Here is a 22604-nt window from a genome sequence, read left to right as displayed (position 1 = left end):
TTCCCCTTCCCTCTTGCCAGTTGACCCTCGACCGGGAAAAAGGATCAAGTACGTCAAACGCGCTGATCATGGTCAACCGGCGCGATAAGTGAATCCGCTACTTGTTCCGGACACGGGCTCTCGCATACGTTCCCGGTCCGTCGGGCGGAACGCCGAATCCTGCCGCCGCCCGCGCCACCCACCACGAACTCACTCGTACGGCAGGAGCGGGGGACCCAGGTAACACGCCGGTCCGGGCAGCGCCCGGGGCGGCTTGGGGTGAAGCCGCGCGCTCTGGAGCGCGCGGCCGGGCAGCTCCCCGCCCGAACCCGACAGCTCACCTCGCAGGCGTGGGAGAGGACGTTCACCATGCCCGCACGTGTGCCCGCTCAGGCCCTGTCCACCGCCGACCAGCCGGTCAGGAGCCGCCGCCGCACCCGTCTCGCCCGCGCTCTCGCCGCCGCCGGCACCGGCGCGGCCGTGCTCGCGCTGCCGCTGATCGGCGCGACCGGCGCCGCAGCGGCCACCCCGGCCGCGGCCACCGCCGCCACGGCGTACCCCGACAACCTCGACGGCTGGATCCGCCAGGCCATGTCGATCATGGCCCAGCACGGGATCCCCGGCAGCTACGACGGCATCTACCGCAACATCATGCGCGAGTCGTCCGGCAACCCGAACGCCATCAACCTCTGGGACTCCAACGCCGCCAAGGGCACCCCGTCCAAGGGCCTGCTCCAGGTCATCGACCCGACCTTCGCCGCGTACCACGTGCCCGGCACGGCCTACGACCCGTACGACCCGGTCGCGAACATCGTGGCGGCCTGCAACTACGCGGCCGACCGCTACGGCTCCATCGACAACGTCTTCGGGGCGTACTGAGGGGCGTACCGAGGGGCTTACCGGAGGGCGTCCCGGGCCACGCGCACCGGCTGAGCCGGGCTCACCAGGCGACCGGCGCCCACCGTTTCACCGAAGAGCCGTTCGAGGACGGCGGCGATGCCGTCGTCCTCGTTCGACAGGGTGACCTCGTCGGCCACCGCCTTGAGTTCCGGATGGGCGTTGCCCATGGCGACGCCGTACGCCGCCCAGTCGAACATGGGAATGTCGTTCGGCATGTCGCCGAAGGCCAGGGTGTCCTCGGGCCGCAGTCCCAGATGACCGGCCGCCAGCGCGAGGCCGGTCGCCTTGGTGATGCCGCACGGCTGAAGCTCGACCGTGCCCGGCCCCGACATCGTCACGGTGGCCAGCGAGCCGACCACCGAACGCGCCACCGACGCCAACTCGTCGTCCGACAGGGTGGGGTGGCGCAGCAGCACCTTGCTGATGGGCTCGCCCCACAGGTCCTCGCGCCGCCCGACCCGCACCGCGGGCAGGGTGGGGTGCGGCATCCGGTAGCCCGGCTCGATCAGCGTCAGCCCGTCGACCCCGTCCTGGTCGACCGCCGCGTACACCTGCCCCGCCTCGGCCTCGATCTTGCCGAGCGCGGTCTCCGCCAGTTCCCGGTCGAGGGTCACCGACCACAGCAGCCGGTCGGCGTCGATGTCGTACAGCTGTGCCCCCTGCCCGCACACCGCGAGGCCCGTGCAGCCCAGGTCCTCCAGCAGCGGGCGCACCCGCGGGGCCGGCCGGCCGGTCACCACCAGATGCCGGGCGCCGGCCGCCGCCACCCGCGCGAGCGCGGCGCGCGACCGGTCGGAGACCGTGTCGTCGCCGCGCAGCAGAGTGCCGTCGAGGTCGGTGGCGATGAGGGAGTACGCGGTGCGCGCGGCATATGCGGTGGGTGCGGCCATGATCAGAGAATACGGACCCGGCGCCCGCCCCGCTGATTCTCAACTTCCTTTCCGCCGTCCGGTTTTCACTCCCAGGGGGTGCCCTGCCGCTCCCGGAGCGGTGGTACGCCGCCCGGCATCACCGGCAGGGGGGACACTGCCCAAACCGGGATCACCGCCGTAACGTTGCTGCGACCGCATGGACCGCACGTACGAAAGTGAGGCAGCACCCCATGCCCCCCTTCGATGTCCCCGAGGGCGACCCCTTCGGTCCGCACAACCTTCCGTACGGCGTGTTCTCGCCCGCCGGGTCCGAGCGGCGGACCGTCGGCGTCCGGCTCGGCGACCATGTGCTCGACGCGGGCGCGGCGGCCCGCGCGCTCGGCTCCCCGTACGCCACGCTGCTCGACCGGCCCACGCTGAACCCACTGCTCGCGGCCGGCCGCACCGCCTGGTCGGACGTGCGGCGCGCGCTCACCGCCTGGGTGACCGTGCCGTCCCACCGGGAGACCGTCGCCCCGCTGATGCACCCCCTGTCGTCGGTGACCCTGCACCTGCCCTTCGAGGTCGCCGACTACGTCGACTTCTACGCCTCGGAGAACCACGCCCGCAACGTCGGCCGGATGTTCCGCCCGGACGCCCCCGACTCGCTCACCCCCAACTGGAAGCATCTGCCGATCGGCTACCACGGCCGCTCCGGCACGGTCGTGGTCTCCGGCACGGACATCGTCCGCCCGGCGGGCCAGCGCAAGGCGCCCGCCGACCCGGCGCCGGTCTTCGGACCGTCCGTCCGGCTGGACATCGAGGCCGAGGTCGGCTTCGTGGTCGGAACGCCGTCCCGGATGGGCAGCCCCGTCCCGCTGGGCGACTTCCGGGAGCACGTCTTCGGGCTGTGCCTGCTCAACGACTGGTCCGCGCGGGACATCCAGGCCTGGGAGTACGTCCCCCTCGGGCCGTTCCTCGGCAAGTCCTTCGCCACCTCCGTCTCCGCGTGGATCACCCCGCTGGACGCCCTGGAGGAGGCGCGCGTGGCGCCCCCGGAGCGCACCCACGGACTGCTGCCCTACCTGGACGACTCCGGCGAGGAGCCCGGCGGCTACGACCTGCGCATCTCCGTCGCGGTCAACGGCCACGTGGTCTCCGAGCCGCCGTTCTCCACCATGTACTGGACCGCGGCCCAGCAGCTCGCCCACATGACGGTGAACGGCGCCTCCCTGCGCACCGGCGACCTCTACGGCTCCGGCACGGTCAGCGGCCCCGAGCCGGCCCAGCGCGGCTCCCTGCTGGAGCTGACCTGGAACGGCCGCGACCCGCTCGAACTGCCCGACGGCAAGCGCACGTTCCTGGAGGACGGCGACACGGTCACCCTGACCGCCTGGGCACCGGGTCCGGGCGGCGCCCGGGTGGGTCTGGGCGAGGTGACCGGGACGATCGTGCCCGCCTGAACCGCCCGGCGCGGCCTGGCTGTTGGGCGACGCCCCGCGGTGGAGAGGTGACGTGCGGTAACGCCCCGGTCGGGGCGCTGACTCCGGGCCCCGCCCGCCGTCATACTGGCGGCGGGCGCAGTGCGCGACGCCGGTGCGGGATGCGGACGGCGCGCGCCCCTCGCCCGCACCGCACGACCGAAGCCGCCCTTCCGTCTCCTGGATCCGGAGCCCTTGGCATGACCGTCTGCCTGCTCCTGCTGAGCGTCCTCGCCGTGACGGCCGCCGTGCCGGTCCCCCGCGCGCTGACCCGTGCCGCCTGGCCCGAACGGGAGCCGGTGGTCGGGCTGTGGGTGTGGCAGTGCCTGGTCGCCACCGTGCTGCTGTGCTGCCTGGCCGCGCTGACGCTCGGCGCGGCGGCCGTCTTCCAGACCGTCCGCGACCAGGTCTTCGCCCCGGCGCCGCCGGCCGTCACCGCCGCGTACGACCTGTCCGCCGCGCCGCCCTGGGCCACCGCGCTGACCCTGCTGCTGGCCTGTGGGGCCGCCTGGACCACCGCCATGCTCGTCCGTGAGCTGGTCGAGGCCCGGCGCAGGCGCGGCCAGGCCCGCGCCCATCTGCGCGAGCGCGCCCCCGACCTGCCGACCGGGCTGCCCGCCGCCCGCGGACCGCTGCTGGTCCTGGAGGACGAGTACCCGGACGCCTGGTGGCTGCCGGGCCACCCGGCGCAGCTGGTGGTCACCACCGGCGCCCTGCACCGCCTCACCGACCACCAGCTCGACGCCGTCCTCACCCATGAGCGCGGCCACGCCCGCGCCCGCCACGACTGGCTGCTGCACCTGTCCACCGCGCTGGCCACCGGATTCCCCCGTATCCCGCTGTTCGCGCACTTCTGCGACCAGACCCACCGCCTGGTCGAACTGGCCGCCGACGACACCGCCTCCCGGCGCTGCGGTCACCTCACCACCGCGCTCGCCCTGATCGAGCTGAACCAGCACCGCGGCGTGCTGTCCTGCGCCTCCAGCCACCGGCTGCTCGGCGAGCGCGTCGACCGTCTGCTGGAGCCGCCGCCCCGGCTGGACCGCCGCCGGCGGGCCCTGACCACGACGGCGGCGGCACTGGTGCCACTGCTCCCCCTGCTGATCACCTTCGCACCGGGCCTGACGGCACTGAGCTGAACCGACCACCGCCCCACACCCAGCCGCCCACCCGGGCCGGCCCTCGCCCACGCCCGACCTCACGCCCACGCCCGGCCGCATGCCCAGTCCGGCCGCCCACCCTGGCCCGGCCGCCCACCCGCGCCGGGCCCGCGCCCGCGCCCGGCCGTACGCCGAGTCCGGCCTCACGCCCACGCCTCGCCGCGCGCCCGCGCCCGGCGGCACACCCGCGCCGGGCCTCACGCCCAGCCCGGTCTCACGCCCACGCCGGGCCTAACGCCCAGTCCGGCCGCACGCCCACGCCGGGCCTAACGCCCAGTCCGGCCGCACGCCCGCGCCCGCGCCCGGCCGCAACGCCCACGCCCCGTCGCGCGCCCGCGCCGGCCCTCACGCCGCGCCCGGCCTCACGCCCAGTCCGGCTCCGGCTCCTCCGCGGACCAGTCGTGCGGGCCGAAGGCGTCGTCGCCGTCAGGACCGGCGGAAGCACCCGCACCCGCACCCGCGGCGGAGCCCCCCGCACCCGCACCCGCCGGCTCGGGCGCCGCACCCGCCCCGGGCCGGTCGCCCAGTCCGGCGAGGACCCCCAGCACGCCCTCCCCGTACGTCGCCAGCTTCTTCTCGCCCACTCCGCCGATCCCGCCCAGCTCCCGCAGCGAGGACGGCCACACCGTGGCGATCTCCCGCAGGGTCGCGTCGTGGAAGATCACATAGGCGGGGACGCCCTGTTCCCGCGCCTGCTCGGCCCGCCAGGCGCGCAGCGCCTCGAAGGCCGGCACCAGTTCCTCGGGCAGCTCGGCGGCCGCGGCTCTGGGCTTGCGCTCACCCCGTGCCGTGGCCGACGCCGGCTTGGCGGTGGTGGGCCGCTTCGGCTCCTTGCGCAGCGGCACCTCCCGCTCCCGCCGCAGCACCGCCCCGCTGGCCTCGGTGAGCACCAGCGTGCCGTACTCCCCCTCGACGGCGAGCAGGCCCTGGGCGAGCAACTGGCGGATGACGCCCCGCCATTCGCCCTCGGTCAGCTCCTGGCCGATGCCGAAGACGGACAGCTGGTCGTGGTCGAACTGGATCACCTTGCCGGTGCGCTTGCCCAGCAGGATGTCGACGATCTGCACCGCGCCGAACTTCTGCCCCCGCTCCCGCTGCAGCCGCACCACCGTGGACAGCACCTTCTGCGCGGCGACCGTGCCGTCCCAGGTCTCCGGCGGGGTCAGGCAGGTGTCGCAGTTGCCGCAGCCCGCCGGGTCCGGCTCCTGGCCGAAGTAGGCGAGCAGCTGACCGCGCCGGCACTGGACGGTCTCGCACAGCGCGAGCATCGCGTCCAGGTGCGCCTGGGCCCTGCGCCGGAAGGCCTCGTCGCCCTCGCCGGACTGGATGAGCTTGCGCTGCTGGATGACGTCGTTCAGGCCGTACGCCATCCAGGCCGTGGACGGCAGTCCGTCACGGCCGGCGCGGCCCGTCTCCTGGTAGTACCCCTCCACCGACTTGGGCAGGTCCAGGTGGGCGACGAACCGTACGTCGGGCTTGTCGATGCCCATGCCGAAGGCGATGGTCGCCACCACGACCAGGCCGTCCTCGCGCAGGAAGCGGGACTGGTGGGCGGCGCGGGTGCCCGCGTCCAGGCCCGCGTGGTACGGCACCGCCTCGATGCCGTTGCGGGTGAGGAACTCGGCGGTCTTCTCGACCGAGTTGCGCGACAGGCAGTACACGATGCCGGCGTCGCCCGCGTGCTCCTCGCGCAGGAAGCTCAGCAGCTGCTTCTTCGGGTCCGCCTTCGGCACGATCCGGTACTGGATGTTCGGCCGGTCGAAGCTGGCCACGAAGTGCCGGGCCCGGGGCATGTCCAGCCGCTCGGTGATCTCCCGGTGCGTGGCGCGGGTGGCGGTCGCCGTGAGCGCGATCCGGGGGACGTCCGGCCAGCGCTCGCCCAGCACGGACAGGGTCAGGTAGTCGGGGCGGAAGTCGTGGCCCCACTGGGCGACGCAGTGCGCCTCGTCGATCGCGAAGACGGAGATCTTCCCGCGCGCGAGCAGGTCCAGCGTGGCGTCCAGCCGCAGCCGCTCCGGCGCGAGATAGAGCAGGTCCAGCTCGCCCGCGAGGAACTCGGCCTCCATGACGCGCCGCTCGTCGAAGTCCTGCGTGGAGTTGATGAACCCGGCGCGCACGCCGGCCGCGCGCAGCGCGTCCACCTGGTCCTGCATCAGCGCGATGAGCGGGGAGACGACGATGCCCGTGCCGGGTCTGACCAGGGCCGGGATCTGGTAGCACAGCGACTTGCCGCCGCCGGTCGGCATGAGCACCACGGCGTCCCCGCCGGCCACCACATGCTCGATGACGGCTTCCTGCTCGCCGCGGAAGGCCTCGTAGCCGAAAACCCTCCGCAGGGTGTCCAGCGCCTCACTCGGCGTCATTGTCATCTCGGCGATACCGCCCGTCCCGCCCATCGTCGTGCCCCCCGTACGTCGTCCCTCGACCACTGCCTCCACGATAGGGGGCGGCACCGACAGTCCCGGAAGTTATCCACAGGCACGGTCGGCGCACGGCGGCCCGGCATCCCCCGTGAGGGATGCCGGGCCGCGGCCGTACCGGTGAGCGGGGTCAGCGCACGAAGACGCCCGCCTGCCCCGCCAGGTCCAGGAAGTACTGCGGCGCCACGCCGAGCACCAGCGTCACCGCGACGCCCACCGTGATCGCTGTGATCGTCAGCGGCGACGGCACGGCGACCGTCGGGCCCTCCGGCCTGGGCTCGCTGAAGAACATCAGCACGATCACCCGGATGTAGAAGAACGCCGCGATCGCCGACGAGATCACGCCGACCACCACCAGCGGGACCGCGCCGCCCTCCGCCGCCGCCTTGAACACGGCGAACTTGCCCGCGAAACCGCTGGTCAGCGGGATGCCCGCGAAGGCCAGCAGGAACACCGCGAACACGGCCGCGACCAGCGGGGAGCGCCGTCCCAGCCCGGCCCACTTGGACAGGTGCGTCGCCTCGCCGCCCGCGTCCCTCACCAGCGTGACCACCGCGAACGCGCCGAGGGTCACGAACGAGTAGGCGCCCAGGTAGAAGAGGACCGACGAGACACCGTCCGGCGTGGTCGCGATGACACCCGCGAGGATGAATCCCGCGTGCGCGATCGACGAGTACGCCAGCAGCCGCTTGATGTCGGTCTGCGTGATCGCGACGATCGCGCCGCCCAGCATGGTGACGATCGCCACGCCCCACATCACCGGCCGCCAGTCCCAGCGCAGGCCCGGCAGGACGACGTACAGGATGCGCAGCAGCGCGCCGAACGCGGCCACCTTCGTCGCCGCCGCCATGAAGCCGGTCACGGGGGTCGGCGCGCCCTGGTAGACGTCCGGCGTCCACATGTGGAACGGAACCGCGCCCACCTTGAACAGCAGGCCCATCACGATCAGCGCGGCGCCGATCAGCAGCAGCGCGTCATTGCCCATGGTGTTCGCCAGGGCGGGGGTGACATCGGTGACCGTGCCCTCGACGACCTGCGCGATCGTGGCGTACGACATCGAGCCGGCGTAGCCGTACAGCAGCGCGATGCCGAACAGGGTGAACGCGGAGGCGAACGCGCCGAGCAGGAAGTACTTCACCGCGGCCTCCTGCGACATCAGCCGCTTGCGGCGGGCCAACGCGCACAGCAGGTACAGCGGGAGCGAGAACACCTCCAGCGCGACGAACAGCGTCAGCAGGTCGTTGGCCGCCGGGAACAGCAGCATGCCGGTGACCGCGAACAGCAGCAGCGGGAACACCTCGGTGGTGGTGAACCCGGCCCTGACCGCGGCCTTCTCGCTGTCGCTGCCGGGCACGGAGGCGGCCTGCGCGGCGAAGGAGTCGACCGGTTTGCCGTGCGCCGCCGGGTCCAGGCGCCGCTCGGCGAAGGTGAACAGGCCGACCAGCGCGGTCAGCAGGATGGTGCCCTGCAGGAACAGGGCCGGACCGTCGACGGCGACGGCTCCCATGGCCGCGATCCGTGCCTTGGTGGTGCCGTATCCGTCGGCGGCGAGCGCGACGACCGCGGCGAAGGCGGCGGCCAGGCCCACGACGGACACGAACAGCTGGACGTAGTACCGCGACTTGCGCGGGACGAACGCCTCGACGAGCACCCCGACGATCGCCGCGCCCACGACGATCAGGGTGGGCGCCAGCTGCCCGTACTCGATCTTCGGCGCGTCGATCTTCGAGATCGGTTCGGCCGCGGTTGCCGCCGTTGTCCACAGGCTGTGGACGGCTGATGCGCTCACTTGGCCGCCTCCACCTCGGGCCGGGGGTCCTTCTTCTGTACGTCCGACATGGTCTGCTCGACCGCCGGGTTGACGATGTCCGTGACCGGCTTCGGGTAGACGCCGAGCACGATCAGCAGCGCGACCAGCGGCGCCACGACCACCAGCTCACGCACCCTGAGGTCCGGCATCGCGGAGACCTCCGGCTTCACCGGGCCCGTCATCGTCCGCTGGTAGAGGACGAGGGTGTAGAGCGCGGCGAGCACGATGCCGAAGGTGGCGATGATCCCGATCACCGGGTAGCGGGCGAAGGTGCCGACCAGGACCAGGAACTCGCTGACGAACGGGGCGAGTCCGGGCAGCGACAGGGTCGCGAGGCCACCAATCAGGAAGGTGCCGGCGAGCACCGGGGCGACCTTCTGCACCCCGCCGTAGTCGGCGATGAGCCGCGAGCCGCGCCGGGAGATCAGGAAGCCGGCGACCAGCATCAGCGCGGCCGTCGAGATGCCGTGGTTGACCATGTAGAGGGTCGCGCCGGACTGGCCCTGGCTGGTCATCGCGAAGATGCCCATGATGATGAAGCCGAAGTGGGAGATCGACGCGTAGGCGATCAGCCGCTTGATGTCGCGCTGGCCGACCGCGAGCAGCGCCCCGTAGATGATGCTGATCAGCGCCAGCACCAGGATCGCGGGCGTGGCCCACTTGCTGGCCTCCGGGAACAGCTGGAGGCAGAAGCGGAGCATCGCGAAGGTGCCCACCTTGTCGACGACCGCGGTGATGAGGACCGCGACCGGGGCGGTGGACTCCTGCATCGCGTTCGGCAGCCAGGTGTGCAGCGGCCACAGCGGCGCCTTCACCGCGAAGGCGAAGAAGAAGCCGAGGAACAGCCAGCGTTCGGTGCTCGTCGCCATGTCGAGCGTGCCGTTGGCGCGGGCCTCGGCGATCTCCGTGAGCGAGAAGTTCCCGGCGACCACGTACAGCCCGATCACCGCGGCCAGCATGATCAGGCCGCCGACCAGGTTGTAGAGCAGGAACTTCACCGCCGCGTACGACCGCTGGGTCGCCGCCGCCTGCTCACCGTGCTCGTGGGCACGGTCCCCGAAGCCGCCGATGAGGAAGTACATCGGGATGAGCATGGCTTCGAAGAAGATGTAGAAGAGGAAGACGTCGGTGGCCTCGAAGGAGAGGATCACCATCGCCTCGACGGCCAGGATCAGGGCGAAGAAGCCCTGGGTGGGCCGCCACCGCTTGCTGCCGGTCTCCAGCGGGTCGGCGTCGTGCCAGCCCGCGAGGATGATGAACGGGATCAGCAGGGCGGTCAGCGCGATCAGCGCGACCGCGATGCCGTCCACGCCCAGCTCGTAGCGAACTCCGAAGTCCTTGATCCAGGAGTGGGACTCGGTGAGCTGGTAGCGGTCGCCGCCCGGGTCGAAGCGGACCACGACGGCGATCGCGAGGGCGAGGGTGGCGAGCGAGACGAGCAGCGCCAGCCACTTGGCGGCGGTGCGCCGCGCGGCCGGGACGGCGGCCGTGGCGACCGCCCCGAGCGCCGGGAGCGCCGCCGTCGCTGTCAGCAGGGGAAAGGACATCGGTATCAGACCGCCCTCATCAGCAGGGTGGCGGCGACCAGGACCGCCGCACCGCCGAACATCGAGACCGCGTACGACCGCGCGAAGCCGTTCTGGAGGCGGCGCAGCCGTCCGGAGAGGCCGCCGACCGAGGCCGCCGTGCCGTTGACGACTCCGTCGACCAGGGTGTGGTCGACGTACACCAGGGACCGGGTCAGGTGCTCGCCGCCGCGGACCAGGACGACGTGGTTGAAGTCGTCCTGGAGCAGGTCGCGGCGGGCGGCCCGGGTGAGCAGGGACCCGCGCGGGGCGACCGCCGGGACCGGGCGGCGGCCGTACTGCGCCCAGGCGAGGGCGACGCCGATCACCATGCACGCCACGGTCGCCGCCGTGACCGTACCGGCGCTGATCGGCGGGTGGCCGTGGGCGTGCCCGGTGACGGGCTCCAGCCAGTGGATGAACCGGTCGCCGATGCTGAAGAACGCGCCGCCCGCGACCGATCCGACGGCCAGCACGATCATCGGGATCGTCATGATCTTCGGCGACTCGTGCGGGTGCGGCTCGGTGTGGTCGCCGCGGGTCTCGGCGGCGGGCTCCACGTCCGGCTCGGCCGGGGACGGCGTCGGCGCGTTGCGCCAGCGCTCCTCGCCGAAGAACGTCATCAGCATCACGCGCGTCATGTAGAAGGCGGTGATGGCCGCGCCGAGCAGGGCGCAGCCGCCGAGGATCCAGCCCTCGGTGCCGCCCTTGGCGAACGCCGCCTCGATGATCTTGTCCTTGGAGAAGAAGCCGGACAGGCCGGGGAAGCCGATGATCGCGAGGTAGCCGAGGCCGAAGGTGACGAAGGTGACCGGCATGTACTTCCTGAGGCCGCCGTAGCGGCGCATGTCGACCTCGTCGTTCATGCCGTGCATGACGGAGCCGGCCCCCAGGAACAGCCCGGCCTTGAAGAAGCCGTGCGTGACCAGGTGCATGATCGCGAAGACGTAGCCGATCGGGCCGAGGCCGGCCGCCAGCACCATGTAGCCGATCTGCGACATGGTCGAGCCGGCCAGCGCCTTCTTGATGTCGTCCTTGGCGCAACCGACGATCGCACCGAACAGGAGCGTGACCGCGCCGACGATGGTGACGACGAGCTGGGCGTCGGGAGCGGCGTTGAAAATCGCTCCGGAGCGGACGATCAGGTAGACGCCCGCGGTGACCATGGTCGCGGCGTGGATGAGGGCGGAGACCGGGGTCGGGCCCTCCATCGCGTCCCCGAGCCAGGACTGGAGCGGCACCTGGGCGGACTTGCCGCAGGCGGCGAGCAGCAGCATCAGGCCGATCGCGGTGAGGGTGCCCTCGGAGGTGTCCCCCACACTGCCGAGCACCGGACCGAAGGCGAAGGTGCCGAACGTGGTGAACATCAGCATGATCGCGATCGACAGGCCCATGTCGCCGACCCGGTTCACCAGGAAGGCCTTCTTGGCGGCCGTGGCGGCGCTGGGCTTGTGCTGCCAGAAGCCGATCAGCAGGTAGGAGGCGAGACCGACGCCCTCCCAGCCGACGTACAGCAGCAGGTAGTTGTCGGCGAGGACGAGCAGCAGCATCGCCGCGAGGAACAGGTTCAGGTAGCCGAAGAAGCGGCGGCGCCGCTCGTCGTGCTCCATGTACCCGACCGAGTAGAGGTGGATCAGCGAGCCGACGCCGGTGATCAGCAGGACGAACGTCATCGACAGCTGGTCGAGCCGGAAGGCGATGTCCGCCTGGAAGCCCTCGACCGGGATCCAGCTGAACAGGTGCGAGGTGAGCGTGCGGTGCTCGGCGTCCTTGCCCAGCAGGTCGGCGAAGAGCACGACGCCGAGGGCGAAGGAGACGAACGCCAGCAGGGTGCCGAGCCAGTGGCCGACGGCGTCCAGCCGCCGGCCGCCGCACAGCTGGACGGCCGCTCCGAGCAGGGGCGCCGCGATCAGCAGCGCAATCAGGTTCTCCACTTCAGCGACCCCTTAGAGCTTCATCAGGCTGGCGTCGTCGACCGAGGCCGAGTGGCGGGCGCGGAACAGCGACACGATGATCGCGAGCCCGACCACGACCTCCGCGGCGGCGACGACCATCGTGAAGAAGGCGATGATCTGGCCGTCGAGGTTGCCGTGCATCCGGGAGAAGGCGACGAACGCGAGGTTGCAGGCGTTGAGCATCAGCTCGACGCACATGAACAGCACGATCGCGTTCCGCCGGATCAGCACGCCGGTGGCGCCGATCGCGAACAGCAGCGCCGCGAGATACAGGTAGTAGACGGGGTTCACTTCGACGCCTCCTCGGTCCGCTTGAAGGTCGCCGGCACGGTCCCGGTCCGCTCCAGGCGCTCCTCGGCGCGCTGTTCCAGCGCCCGCAGGTCGTTCAGCGCCTGCGCGGAGACGTCCCTGATCTGGCCGCGTGCGCGCAGCGTCTTGTTGACGGTCAGCTCCGACGGGGTGCCGTCGGGCAGCAGGCCCGCGATGTCCACGGCGTTGTGCCGGGCGTAGACACCCGGTGCGGGCAGCGGCGGGAGGTGCTTGCCCTCGCGGACGCGCTGCTCGGCCAGCTCCCGCTGGGTCTTGGCGCGCTCGGTGCGCTCGCGGTGGGTGAGCACCATGGCGCCGACGGCGGCCGTGATCAGCAGGGCGCCGGTGAGTTCGAAGGCGAAGACGTACTTGGTGAAGATCAGGGCCGCCAGGCCCTCGACGTTGCCGCCCGCGTTGGCCGTGCCGATGCCGCCCCACTCGTTCAGCGAGGCGTTGCCGATGCCGGCGACGAGCAGGATGCCGAAGCCGAGCCCGCACAGCAGGGCCAGCCAGCGCTGGCCCTTGATGGTCTCCTTCAGGGAGTCCGCGGCGGTGACGCCGACGAGCATCACCACGAACAGGAACAGCATCATGATCGCGCCGGTGTAGACGACGATCTGCACGACGCCCAGGAAGTAGGCGCCGTTGGCGAGGTAGAACACCGCCAGGACGATCATGGTGCCGGCCAGGCAGAGCGCGCTGTGCACGGCCCTCTTCATGAAGACGGTGCACAGGGCGCCGATCACCGCGACCGTGCCGAGGATCCAGAACTGGACGGCCTCTCCGGTGGAGGTGGTGTAGGCGGCGAGCTGCGCGGTCATCGGCCGATCACCTTCTCCGACGCCGGTTCGGTCCCGCCGAAGGTGGAGTCGGCCTCCTGCACGACCTCGCCCTTGGAGTGGGCGACCTGGCGCTCGGTGCCGGGCGCGGCCTCCGTCACCAGGCCCCGGTAGTAATCCTGCTCGTCCATGCCCGGGTAGATGGCGTGCGGGGTGTCGACCATGCCCTCGTCGAGACCGGCCAGCAGCTGTTCCTTGGTGTAGATGAGGTTGGCGCGGCTGGAGTCGGCCAGTTCGAACTCGTTGGTCATCGTCAGCGCCCGCGTGGGGCACGCCTCGATGCACAGGCCGCACAGGATGCAGCGGGCGTAGTTGATCTGGTACACCCGCCCGTACCGCTCGCCCGGTGAGTAGCGCTCCTCGTCGGTGTTGTCCGCGCCCTCGACGTAGATCGCGTCGGCGGGACAGGCCCAGGCGCACAGCTCGCAGCCGACGCACTTCTCCAGGCCGTCCGGATGGCGGTTGAGCTGGTGCCGTCCGTGGAAACGCGGAGCGGTGGTCTTCTTCTGCTCCGGGTACTGCTCCGTGAGCCGCTTCTTGAACATGGCCTTGAAGGTCACGCCGAAGCCGGCCACGGGGTTCTGGAAACCGGGCGACGTGTGCCCGCCCTCCTGGGGCTCCTCAGCCATCGGACGCCTCCTTTCCGTCACGCGATCCGTCACTGTGAGTATCGGGCCCACCACTGACAATCAGCTCTCGCTCGCGGCGCGAGCGGCGCCGGGGCACCGGCGGCAGCTCCTGGCCCGGCAGCGGCGGCACGGGGAATCCGCCCGCCATCGGGTCGAAGGCGGCCGGCTCGGCCGGGGCCTGGGCCGGTTTGCCGCGCTCGCGGAAGAAGTCCGCGACGAAGGAGAGCAGCAGCAGGGCGAGGACGCCGCCGCCCACGTACAGGGCGATGTCGGCGAAGTCGTAGTTCTCGTTGCGCAGCGTCCGCACGGTGGCGACCAGCATCAGCCAGACCACCGAGACCGGGATGAGGACCTTCCAGCCGAGCTTCATCAGCTGGTCGTAGCGGACCCGCGGGAGCGTGCCGCGCAGCCAGACGAAGAAGAACAGCAGCAGCTGCACCTTGACCGTGAACCAGAGCAGCGGCCACCAGCCGTGGTTGGCGCCCTCCCAGAAGGTGCTGACGGGCCACGGGGCGCGCCAGCCGCCGAGGAAGAGCGTCACGGACACGGCCGAGACGGTCACCATGTTGACGTACTCGGCGAGCATGAACATCGCGAACTTGATCGACGAGTACTCGGTGTTGAAGCCGCCGACCAGGTCGCCCTCGGACTCCGGCATGTCGAAGGGGGCGCGGTTGGTCTCGCCGACCATCGTCACGATGTAGATCAGGAAGGACACCGGCAGCAGCACCACGAACCAGCGGTCCTGCTGGGCCTCGACGATCGCCGAGGTCGACATCGACCCGGAGTAGAGGAACACCGAGGCGAACGCGGCGCCCATGGCGATCTCGTACGAGATCATCTGCGCGCACGAGCGCAGGCCGCCGAGCAGCGGATACGTCGATCCGGAGCTCCAGCCCGCCAGCACGATGCCGTAGATGCCGACCGAGGCGACCGCGAGGATGTAGAGCATCGCGATCGGCAGGTCGGTGAGCTGCATCGTGGTCCGCTGGCCGAAGATCGAGACCTCGTTGCCGGCCGGGCCGAAGGGGATCACCGCGATCGCCATGAACGCCGGGATGGCGGCGACGATCGGCGCGAGGACGTAGACCACCTTGTCCGCGCGCTTGACGACGATGTCCTCCTTCAGCATCAGCTTGATGCCGTCGGCGAGCGACTGGAGCAGGCCCCAGGGGCCGTGCCGGTTGGGGCCGATGCGCAGCTGCATCCAGGCGACGACCTTGCGCTCCATCACGATGGAGATCAGCACGGTCACCATCAGGAAGGCGAAGCAGAAGACCGCCTTGACGACGACCAGCCACCACGGGTCGCGGCCGAACATCGAGAGGTCTTCAGCGGCGAGGTACGGGCTCATGCCTCCACCTCCTTGGGGGCCTCGCCGACGAGCGTGGCCGGGCCGATGCGGACGAGGGAGCCGGGCAGCGCGCCGGTGTCGGAGGCGACGCCGCCGCCGGTGGAGTTCAGCGGCAGCCACACCACGCGGTCGGGCATCTCGGTGATCTCCAGCGGGAGTTCGACGGTCCCGGCGGGGCCGGTCACGGCGAGCGCGTCGCCTTCCTCGACGCCGGCCTCGGCGGCCGTGGCGGCCGACACGCGCGCGCGTGCGGCGTGCCGGGTGCCGGCCAGCGCCTCGTCGCCCTGCTGCAGGACGCCCTGGTCGAGCAGCAGCCGGTGTCCGGCGAGGACCGCCTCCCCGGCCGCGGGCCGGGGCAGCGGGGCCGCGGTCTCCAGCGGCTCGGTGGCGTGCGGGCCGTCCCAGGCGCCGAGCCGGTCCAGCTCCGCGTGGATGGTCCGCAGGTCCGGCAGGCCCAGGTGGACGTCCATGGCGTCGGCGAGCATCTGGAGCACGCGCGCGTCGCTGGGCGCGAGCCGCCGGGTCATCTGGTCGGGCTTGAGCGCGGCCTCGAACGGGCGCACCCTGCCCTCCCAGTTGAGGAAGGTGCCCGCCTTCTCGGCGACCGCGGCGACCGGCAGGACGACGTCCGCGAGGGCGGTCACCTCGCTGGGCCGCAGTTCGAGCGAGACCACGAAGCCGGCCTCGGCGAGCGCCTCCCGCGCGCGGGCCGGGTCGGGCAGGTCCGCGACCTCCACGCCCGCGACGAGCAGCGCGCCCAGTTCCCCGGTGGCGGCGGCCTCCACGATCTGGCCGGTGTCGCGGCCGTAGCGGTGCGGGAGGCCGGCGAGGCCCCAGACGGCGGCGACCTCCTCCCGCGCGCGCGGGTCGGTGGCCGGGCGTCCGCCGGGCAGCAGCGAGGGCAGCGCGCCGGCCTCGACGGCGCCGCGCTCGCCCGCCCGCCGCGGGATCCACACCAGCCGCGCACCGGTCGCGGACGCGGCCCGGACGGCGGCGGTGAGGCCTCCGGCGACCGAGGCGAGCCGCTCGCCGACGACGATCACCGCGCCCTCGGCGCGCAGCGCCTCGGCGGCCTTCGCCCCGTCGCCCTCCAGGCCGACCCCGGCGGCGAGCGCGTCCAGCCACTCGGTCTCGGTGCCGGGCGCGGCCGGCAGCAGCGTGCCGCCCGCCTTCCGCAGGCCCCGCGTGGCGTGGGTGGCCAGCGCGAACACCTGCTGTCCGTGCTTGCGCCAGGCCTTGCGCAGCCGCAGGAAGACGCCCGGCACCTCCTCCTCGGACTCGAACCCGGCCAGCAGCACCGCCGGGGCCTTCTCCAGGGAGGTGTACGTGACGCCCGTGCCGTCGAGGTCGCGGCCGCGGCCCGCGACCCGCGCGGCGAGGAAGTCGGCCTCCTCACCGCTGTGCGGCCGCGCGCGGAAGTCGATGTCGTTGGTGTCGAGCGCCACCCGCGCGAACTTGCTGTAGGCGTAGGCGTCCTCGACGGTGAGCCGGCCGCCGGTGAGGACACCGGTGCGGCCCCGCGAGGCGAGCAGTCCCTGCGCGGCGATCTGCAGCGCCTCCGGCCAGGACGCCGGCACCAGCTCGCCCTCGGGGTTGCGGATCAGCGGCGTCTGGAGGCGGTCGCGCTGCTGTGCGTAGCGGAACGCGAAGCGGCCCTTGTCGCAGATCCACTCCTCGTTGACCTCGGGGTCGTTGGCCGCGAGGCGCCGCATGACCTTGCCGCGCCGGTGGTCGGTGCGGGTGGCGCAGCCGCCGGAGCAGTGCTCGCACACCGACGGCGAGGAGACCAGGTCGAAGGGGCGGGAGCGGAACCGGTACGCCGCCGAGGTGAGCGCGCCGACCGGGCAGATCTGGATGGTGTTGCCGGAGAAGTACGACTCGAAGGGGTCGCCCTCGCCGGTGCCGACCTGCTGGAGGGCGCCCCGCTCGATCAGCTCGATCATCGGGTCGCCGGCGACCTGGTTGGAGAAGCGGGTGCAGCGCGCGCACAGCACGCAGCGCTCACGGTCGAGCAGCACCTGGGTGGAGATCGGCACCGGCTTCTCGTAGGTGCGCTTCCTGCCCTCGAAGCGGGACTCGGCGTTGCCGTGCGACATGGCCTGGTTCTGCAGCGGGCACTCGCCGCCCTTGTCGCAGACCGGGCAGTCCAGCGGGTGGTTGATGAGCAGCAGCTCCATCACGCCGTGCTGGGCCTTCTCGGCGACCGGTGAGGTCAGTTGAGTCTTCACGACCATTCCGTCCGTACACGTGATCGTGCAGGACGCCATGGGCTTGCGCTGCCCCTCGACCTCGACGATGCACTGGCGGCACGCGCCGGCCGGGTCGAGGAGGGGGTGGTCGCAAAAACGCGGGATCTCGATGCCGAGCTGTTCGGCGGCGCGGATGACCAGGGTGCCCTTGGGCACGCTGATCTCGATGCCGTCGATGGTCAGCGTGACGAGATCTTCCGGCGGGACCGCCGCCTCTCCCCCGCCCGCGGGGGCGCTGGTGGTCACGGTCATGCGTTCACCTCCGTGCGGTGATCGGCCCAGGCCGTCGACTTGGCCGGGTCGAAGGGGCAGCCGCGGCCCGTGATGTGCTGCTCGTACTCCTCGCGGAAGTACTTCAGCGAGGAGAAGATCGGCGAGGCGGCACCGTCACCGAGGGCGCAGAAGGACTTGCCGTTGATGTTGTCGGCGATGTCGGCCAGCTTGTCGAGGTCGCTCATGGCGCCCTTGCCGGCCTCGATGTCGCGCAGCAGCTGCACCAGCCAGTAGGTGCCTTCCCGGCACGGGGTGCACTTGCCGCAGGACTCGTGGGCGTAGAACTCGGTCCAGCGGGTGACGGCGCGGACCACGCAGGTCGTCTCGTCGAAGCACTGCAGGGCCTTGGTGCCGAGCATGGACCCGGCGGCGCCGACGCCCTCGTAGTCGAGCGGGACGTCGAGGTGCTCGTCGGTGAACATCGGCGTCGAGGAGCCGCCCGGCGTCCAGAACTTCAGCCGGTGCCCGGGCCGCATCCCGCCGCTCATGTCGAGCAGCTGGCGCAGGGTGATGCCGAGCGGGGCCTCGTACTGGCCGGGGCTGGCCACGTGGCCGCTGAGCGAGTACAGCGTGAAGCCCGGGGACTTCTCGCTGCCCATCGACCTGAACCAGTCCTTGCCGTTCTTCATGATGGCGGGAACCGACGCGATCGACTCGACGTTGTTCACGACAGTGGGGCACGCGTACAGGCCCGCGACGGCGGGGAAGGGGGGACGCAGCCGCGGCTGGCCGCGGCGGCCTTCGAGCGAGTCGAGCAGCGCGGTCTCCTCACCGCAGATGTACGCGCCGGCGCCCGCGTGCACGGTGAGTTCGAGGTCGAGTCCGCTGCCGAGGATGTTCTCGCCGAGGTAGCCCGCCGCGTAGGCCTCGCGGACGGCCTCGTGCAGCCGCCGCAGGACGGGGACGACCTCGCCCCGCAGATAGATGAAGGCGTGCGACGACCTGATGGCGTAGCACGCGATGACGATGCCCTCGATGAGGCTGTGCGGGTTCGCGAAGAGGAGCGGGATGTCCTTGCAGGTCCCGGGCTCCGACTCGTCGGCGTTGACCACGAGATAGTGCGGTTTGCCGTCGCCCTGCGGGATGAACTGCCACTTCATGCCCGTCGGGAATCCCGCGCCGCCGCGCCCGCGCAGACCGGAGTCCTTGACGTACGCGATCACGTCGTCCGGCGACATGGCGAGCGCCTTGCGCAGCCCTTCGTAGCCCTCGTGCCGCCGGTAGACGTCCAGCGACCAGGAGCGGTCCTCGTCCCAGAAGGCCGACAGCACGGGTGCGAGCAGCTTCTCGGGGCTGGTGTCCTTGACGTCGGGTACCACGGTCATCACTCCCCCTCCTCGGCGACGGGTCCGCTGGGGTTCGCGGGGTCGGAGGCCGATGTGGACTGCGGCGCGTCGTGGGAGCTGAGGTGCTCCGCGGGCGGCGGCTGGTGCGGCGGTTCGTCGCGGGGTGCCTCACCGCGCGGGTGGACCACGCGCGCGGGCGCCGCCTCGCCCTTGGCCAGGCGCAGGCCCACCAGGGACGCCGGTCCGCCGCTGCCGCCCGCCTCGACGGCTCCGGGCCGCTCGTCGGGGAAGCCGGCCAGGATCCGCGCGGTCTCCTTGAAGGTGCACAGGGGCGCGCCGCGGGTGGGGCTGACGGGCCGGCCGGCGCGCAGGTCGTCGACGAGGCGCCGGGCGGTGTCCGGGGTCTGGTTGTCGAAGAACTCCCAGTTGACCATGACGACCGGGGCGTAGTCGCAGGCCGCGTTGCACTCGATGTGCTCCAGGGTGACCTTGCCGTCGTCGGTGGTCTCGCCGTTGCCGACGCCCAGGTGTTCCTGGAGGGTCTCGAAGATGGCGTCGCCGCCCATCACCGCGCACAGGGTGTTGGTGCACACGCCCACCTGGTAGTCACCGGAGGGCTTGCGCCGGTACATGGTGTAGAAGGTGGCCACCGCGGTGACCTCGGCCGTGGTCAGGCCGAGCGTCTCCGCGCAGAACCGCATTCCGGTGCGCGTGACGTGGCCCTCCTCCGACTGCACCAGGTGCAGCAGCGGCAGGAGCGCGGACCGGGAGTCCGGGTAGCGGGCGATGATCTCCCGCGCGTCCCGCTCGAGCCGGGCTCGGACGTCGTCCGGGTAGTCGGGCGCGGGCAGCTCGGGCATGCCCAGGCTGACGCCTCGCTCGGCTCGCTCCGAGGATGAGGTGGTCACCGGTCGACGCCTCCCATCACGGGGTCGATGGACGCGACGGCGACGATGACGTCGGCGACCTGGCCGCCCTCGCACATCGCCGCCATGGCTTGCAGGTTGGTGAAGGACGGGTCGCGGAAGTGGACCCGGTAGGGGCGGGTGCCGCCGTCGGAGACGGCGTGCACGCCGAGTTCGCCCTTGGGCGACTCGACGGCCGCGTAGGCCTGTCCGGGCGGGACCCGGAAGCCCTCGGTGACCAGCTTGAAGTGGTGGATCAGGGCCTCCATGGAGGTGCCCATGATCTTCTTGATGTGGTCGAGGGAGTTGCCGAGGCCGTCCGGCCCGAGGGCGAGCTGGGCGGGCCAGGCGATCTTCTTGTCGGGCACCATGACCGGGCCGGGCTGGAGCCGGTCCAGGCACTGCTCGATGATCCTCAGCGACTGGCGCATCTCCTCCAGCCGGATCAGGAAGCGGCCGTAGGCGTCGCAGGTGTCGGTGGTCGGGACGTCGAAGTCGTACGTCTCGTAGCCGCTGTAGGGCTGGGCCTTGCGCAGGTCGTGCGGGAGGCCGGTGGAGCGCAGGATCGGGCCGGTGGCGCCGAGGGCCATGCAGCCGGCCAGGTCGAGGTAGCCGACGTCCTGCATGCGGGCCTTGAAGATGGGGTTCCCGGTGGCGAGCTTGTCGTACTCCGGGAGGTTCCTCTTCATCTTCTTCACGAACTCGCGGATCTGGTCCACCGCGCCGGGCGGCAGGTCCTGGGCGAGTCCGCCGGGGCGGATGTACGCGTGGTTCATCCGCAGGCCGGTGATGAGCTCGTAGATGTCGAGGATCATCTCGCGGTCGCGGAACCCGTAGATCATGATCGTGGTGGCGCCCAGCTCCATGCCGCCGGTGGCGATGCACACCAGGTGGGAGGAGAGCCGGTTCAGCTCCATCAGGAGCACGCGGATGATCTTGGTGCGTTCGGTGATCTGGTCCTCGATGCCGAGGAGTTTCTCGACGGCGAGACAGTAGGCGGTCTCGTTGAAGAAGGACGTCAGGTAGTCCATGCGCGTCACGAACGTGGTGCCCTGCGTCCAGGTCCGGTACTCGAGGTTCTTCTCGATGCCGGTGTGCAGGTAGCCGATGCCGCAGCGGGCCTCGGTGACCGTCTCGCCCTCGATCTCCAGGATCAGGCGGAGCACCCCGTGGGTGGAGGGGTGCTGGGGGCCCATGTTGACGACGATGCGCTCGTCGTCGGCCTTGGCCGCGGACTGGACGATCTCGTCCCAGTCGCCGCCGGTGACCGTGTAGACGGTGCCCTCGGTGGTCTCCCTGGGGGAGGCGTGCGAAGTGCTCACGAGTACGACCTCCGCTGGTCCGGAGCCGGGATCTGGGCGCCCTTGTACTCGACGGGGATGCCGCCGAGGGGGTAGTCCTTGCGCTGCGGGTGGCCCTGCCAGTCGTCCGGCATCATGATCCGCGTCAGGGCCGGGTGGCCGTCGAAGACGATCCCGAAGAAGTCGTACGTCTCGCGCTCGTGCCAGTCGTTGGTCGGGTAGACCTCGACCAGGGACGGGATGCGCGGGTCGGCGTCCGGGGCGCTGACTTCGAGGCGGATCAGCCGGTTGTGGGTGATCGAGCGCAGGTGGTAGACGGCGTGCAGCTCGCGGCCCTTGTCGTGCGGGTAGTGGACGCCGCTGACGCCGGTGCACAGCTCGAAGCGCAGGGCCGGGTCGTCGCGCAGGGTGCGGGCGACGCGGACCAGGTGCTCGCGTTCGATGTGGAAGGTGAGTTCGCCGCGGTCGACGACCGTCTTCTCGATGGCGTTCCCGGGGAGCAGTCCCTGCTCCTCCAGCGCGCCCTCCAGCTCGTCGGCGACCTCGTCGAACCAGCCGCCGTAGGGCCTGCTCGCCGGTCCCGGGAGCCGGACCGAGCGGACCAGGCCGCCGTAGCCGGAGGTGTCGCCGCCGTTGTTCGCGCCGAACATGCCGCGCTGGACGCGGATCTCCTCGCCGCCGTCGCCGCGCTGACCGGGCAGGTTGGAGGCGCTGAGGTCCTGCTCGGGGTTGGGCCGGTCCGGCCCGTGCGCACCCTGGGTGCCGTTCGCGTCGCTCACCGCAGCAGCCCCTTCATCTCGATCGTCGGCAGGGCCTTGAGCGCCGCCTCCTCCGCCTCGCGGGCCGCCTCCTCGGCGTTGACCCCGAGCTTGGAGCCCTGGATCTTCTGGTGGAGCTTGAGGATGGCGTCCATGAGCATCTCCGGCCGCGGCGGGCAGCCGGGGAGGTAGATGTCGACGGGGACGATGTGGTCGACGCCCTGGACGATGGCGTAGTTGTTGAACATGCCGCCGGAGGAGGCGCAGACCCCCATGGAGATCACCCACTTGGGGTTCGGCATCTGGTCGTAGACCTGCCGCAGCACCGGCGCCATCTTCTGGCTGACGCGGCCGGCGACGATCATCAGGTCGGCCTGGCGCGGGGAGCCGCGGAAGACCTCCATGCCGAAGCGCGCCAGGTCGTACCGTCCGGCGCCGGTGGTCATCATCTCGATGGCGCAGCAGGCCAGGCCGAAGGTGGCCGGGAAGACCGACGCCTTGCGCACCCACCCGGCGGCCTGCTCGACGGTGGTCAGCAGGAAGCCGCTCGGCAGCTTTTCTTCGAGTCCCATGACTAAAA

The 22604-nt window shown here is 71.5% G+C and carries 18 protein-coding genes and 1 riboswitch; of the genes, 3 read left to right on the top strand and 15 right to left on the bottom strand.

Annotation, left to right across the window (positions count from 1 at the left end):
- The first annotated feature begins 176 nt into the window (after positions 1 to 176).
- Positions 177 to 343: riboswitch (cyclic di-AMP (ydaO/yuaA leader) on the top strand.
- 5 nt (positions 344 to 348) lie between these two features.
- Positions 349 to 858, top strand: a complete 510-nt coding sequence (locus AB0K92_RS00650; protein WP_166001406.1) for a transglycosylase SLT domain-containing protein — start codon at positions 349 to 351, stop codon at positions 856 to 858.
- A 17-nt stretch (positions 859 to 875) separates the two neighbouring features.
- Here the strand turns inward: AB0K92_RS00650 and AB0K92_RS00645 are convergent, their stop codons facing one another.
- On the bottom strand, positions 876 to 1769 hold the full coding sequence (locus tag AB0K92_RS00645) for an HAD family hydrolase (protein ID WP_365918074.1): 894 nt from the start codon (positions 1767 to 1769) through the stop codon (positions 876 to 878).
- Between the two features lie 212 nt (positions 1770 to 1981).
- On the opposite strand from AB0K92_RS00645, the gene fahA reads away from it, so the two are divergent.
- Together fahA and AB0K92_RS00635 are read left to right on the top strand one after the other, a co-directional pair.
- The gene (gene fahA, locus AB0K92_RS00640; protein WP_365918072.1) at positions 1982 to 3193 is read left to right on the top strand and encodes a fumarylacetoacetase; all 1212 of its coding nucleotides are present in this window, start codon (positions 1982 to 1984) and stop codon (positions 3191 to 3193) included.
- Between the two features lie 218 nt (positions 3194 to 3411).
- Positions 3412 to 4350, top strand: a complete 939-nt coding sequence (locus AB0K92_RS00635; RefSeq protein ID WP_365918070.1) for a M56 family metallopeptidase — start codon at positions 3412 to 3414, stop codon at positions 4348 to 4350.
- Positions 4351 to 4733: 383 nt separating this feature from the next.
- Here the strand turns inward: AB0K92_RS00635 and recQ are convergent, their stop codons facing one another.
- The 14 genes from recQ to AB0K92_RS00565 all read right to left on the bottom strand — a co-directional run bounded on the left by recQ (position 4734) and on the right by AB0K92_RS00565 (position 22596).
- Positions 4734 to 6767, bottom strand: coding sequence for a DNA helicase RecQ (gene recQ / locus AB0K92_RS00630; RefSeq protein ID WP_365918734.1), 2034 nt, complete (start codon positions 6765 to 6767; stop codon positions 4734 to 4736).
- Between the two features lie 154 nt (positions 6768 to 6921).
- Positions 6922 to 8580, bottom strand: a complete 1659-nt coding sequence (gene nuoN / locus AB0K92_RS00625) for an NADH-quinone oxidoreductase subunit NuoN (RefSeq protein ID WP_365918068.1) — start codon at positions 8578 to 8580, stop codon at positions 6922 to 6924.
- Positions 8577 to 10148 carry an NADH-quinone oxidoreductase subunit M gene (locus AB0K92_RS00620; protein WP_365918066.1) on the bottom strand — a complete coding sequence of 524 codons (1572 nt, stop codon included), beginning with the start codon at positions 10146 to 10148 and terminating at the stop codon, positions 8577 to 8579. Before AB0K92_RS00620 ends, nuoN begins: the two co-directional genes overlap by 4 nt.
- A gap of 5 nt (positions 10149 to 10153) precedes the next feature.
- Positions 10154 to 12100, bottom strand: coding sequence for an NADH-quinone oxidoreductase subunit L (gene nuoL, locus AB0K92_RS00615; protein ID WP_365918064.1), 1947 nt, complete (start codon positions 12098 to 12100; stop codon positions 10154 to 10156).
- A 12-nt stretch (positions 12101 to 12112) separates the two neighbouring features.
- Positions 12113 to 12412 carry an NADH-quinone oxidoreductase subunit NuoK gene (gene nuoK, locus AB0K92_RS00610; RefSeq protein ID WP_166001391.1) on the bottom strand — a complete coding sequence of 100 codons (300 nt, stop codon included), beginning with the start codon at positions 12410 to 12412 and terminating at the stop codon, positions 12113 to 12115.
- Positions 12409 to 13251 (bottom strand): NADH-quinone oxidoreductase subunit J, encoded by an 843-nt coding sequence (locus AB0K92_RS00605; protein WP_365918062.1) that lies wholly within the window; start codon positions 13249 to 13251, stop codon positions 12409 to 12411. The genes nuoK and AB0K92_RS00605 overlap by 4 nt, the downstream gene beginning before the upstream one ends.
- Complete coding sequence (nuoI, locus tag AB0K92_RS00600; protein WP_365918060.1) at positions 13248 to 13898, bottom strand: NADH-quinone oxidoreductase subunit NuoI; 651 nt, start codon at positions 13896 to 13898, stop codon at positions 13248 to 13250. The genes AB0K92_RS00605 and nuoI overlap by 4 nt, the downstream gene beginning before the upstream one ends.
- On the bottom strand, positions 13891 to 15252 hold the full coding sequence (gene nuoH, locus AB0K92_RS00595) for an NADH-quinone oxidoreductase subunit NuoH (protein ID WP_365918058.1): 1362 nt from the start codon (positions 15250 to 15252) through the stop codon (positions 13891 to 13893). The genes nuoI and nuoH overlap by 8 nt, the downstream gene beginning before the upstream one ends.
- The gene (locus AB0K92_RS00590) at positions 15249 to 17753 is read right to left on the bottom strand and encodes an NADH-quinone oxidoreductase subunit G (RefSeq protein WP_365918056.1); all 2505 of its coding nucleotides are present in this window, start codon (positions 17751 to 17753) and stop codon (positions 15249 to 15251) included. Before AB0K92_RS00590 ends, nuoH begins: the two co-directional genes overlap by 4 nt.
- Positions 17750 to 19102, bottom strand: a complete 1353-nt coding sequence (gene nuoF / locus AB0K92_RS00585; protein WP_365918054.1) for an NADH-quinone oxidoreductase subunit NuoF — start codon at positions 19100 to 19102, stop codon at positions 17750 to 17752. The genes AB0K92_RS00590 and nuoF overlap by 4 nt, the downstream gene beginning before the upstream one ends.
- Positions 19099 to 19968 (bottom strand): NADH-quinone oxidoreductase subunit NuoE, encoded by an 870-nt coding sequence (gene nuoE / locus AB0K92_RS00580; protein ID WP_365918053.1) that lies wholly within the window; start codon positions 19966 to 19968, stop codon positions 19099 to 19101. The genes nuoF and nuoE overlap by 4 nt, the downstream gene beginning before the upstream one ends.
- A complete protein-coding gene (locus AB0K92_RS00575) occupies positions 19965 to 21287 on the bottom strand; it encodes an NADH-quinone oxidoreductase subunit D (protein WP_365918051.1) in 1323 nt (440 codons plus the stop codon). The genes nuoE and AB0K92_RS00575 overlap by 4 nt, the downstream gene beginning before the upstream one ends.
- A complete protein-coding gene (locus AB0K92_RS00570; protein ID WP_166001378.1) occupies positions 21284 to 22045 on the bottom strand; it encodes an NADH-quinone oxidoreductase subunit C in 762 nt (253 codons plus the stop codon). Before AB0K92_RS00570 ends, AB0K92_RS00575 begins: the two co-directional genes overlap by 4 nt.
- Complete coding sequence (locus AB0K92_RS00565) at positions 22042 to 22596, bottom strand: NADH-quinone oxidoreductase subunit B family protein (RefSeq protein ID WP_030494814.1); 555 nt, start codon at positions 22594 to 22596, stop codon at positions 22042 to 22044. Before AB0K92_RS00565 ends, AB0K92_RS00570 begins: the two co-directional genes overlap by 4 nt.
- Positions 22597 to 22604 lie beyond the last annotated feature (8 nt).

Source organism: Streptomyces sp. NPDC052687 (assembly GCF_040678395.1).
Lineage (GTDB): Bacteria > Actinomycetota > Actinomycetes > Streptomycetales > Streptomycetaceae > Streptomyces.
Note: the sequence above shows the minus strand (reverse complement) of the source record. Positions and strands in the feature narration are given on the sequence as shown.

Coding starts and splice junctions, on each gene's coding strand:
- AB0K92_RS00650 (WP_166001406.1), top strand. CDS start 349: ATGCCCGCACGTGTGCCCGCTCAGGCCCTGTCCACCGCCGACCAGCCG.
- AB0K92_RS00645 (WP_365918074.1), bottom strand. CDS start 1,769: ATGGCCGCACCCACCGCATATGCCGCGCGCACCGCGTACTCCCTCATC.
- fahA (WP_365918072.1), top strand. CDS start 1,982: ATGCCCCCCTTCGATGTCCCCGAGGGCGACCCCTTCGGTCCGCACAAC.
- AB0K92_RS00635 (WP_365918070.1), top strand. CDS start 3,412: ATGACCGTCTGCCTGCTCCTGCTGAGCGTCCTCGCCGTGACGGCCGCC.
- recQ (WP_365918734.1), bottom strand. CDS start 6,767: ATGGGCGGGACGGGCGGTATCGCCGAGATGACAATGACGCCGAGTGAG.
- AB0K92_RS00620 (WP_365918066.1), bottom strand. CDS start 10,148: ATGTCCTTTCCCCTGCTGACAGCGACGGCGGCGCTCCCGGCGCTCGGG.
- AB0K92_RS00605 (WP_365918062.1), bottom strand. CDS start 13,251: ATGACCGCGCAGCTCGCCGCCTACACCACCTCCACCGGAGAGGCCGTC.
- nuoI (WP_365918060.1), bottom strand. CDS start 13,898: ATGGCTGAGGAGCCCCAGGAGGGCGGGCACACGTCGCCCGGTTTCCAG.
- nuoH (WP_365918058.1), bottom strand. CDS start 15,252: ATGAGCCCGTACCTCGCCGCTGAAGACCTCTCGATGTTCGGCCGCGAC.
- AB0K92_RS00590 (WP_365918056.1), bottom strand. CDS start 17,753: ATGACCGTGACCACCAGCGCCCCCGCGGGCGGGGGAGAGGCGGCGGTC.
- AB0K92_RS00565 (WP_030494814.1), bottom strand. CDS start 22,596: ATGGGACTCGAAGAAAAGCTGCCGAGCGGCTTCCTGCTGACCACCGTC.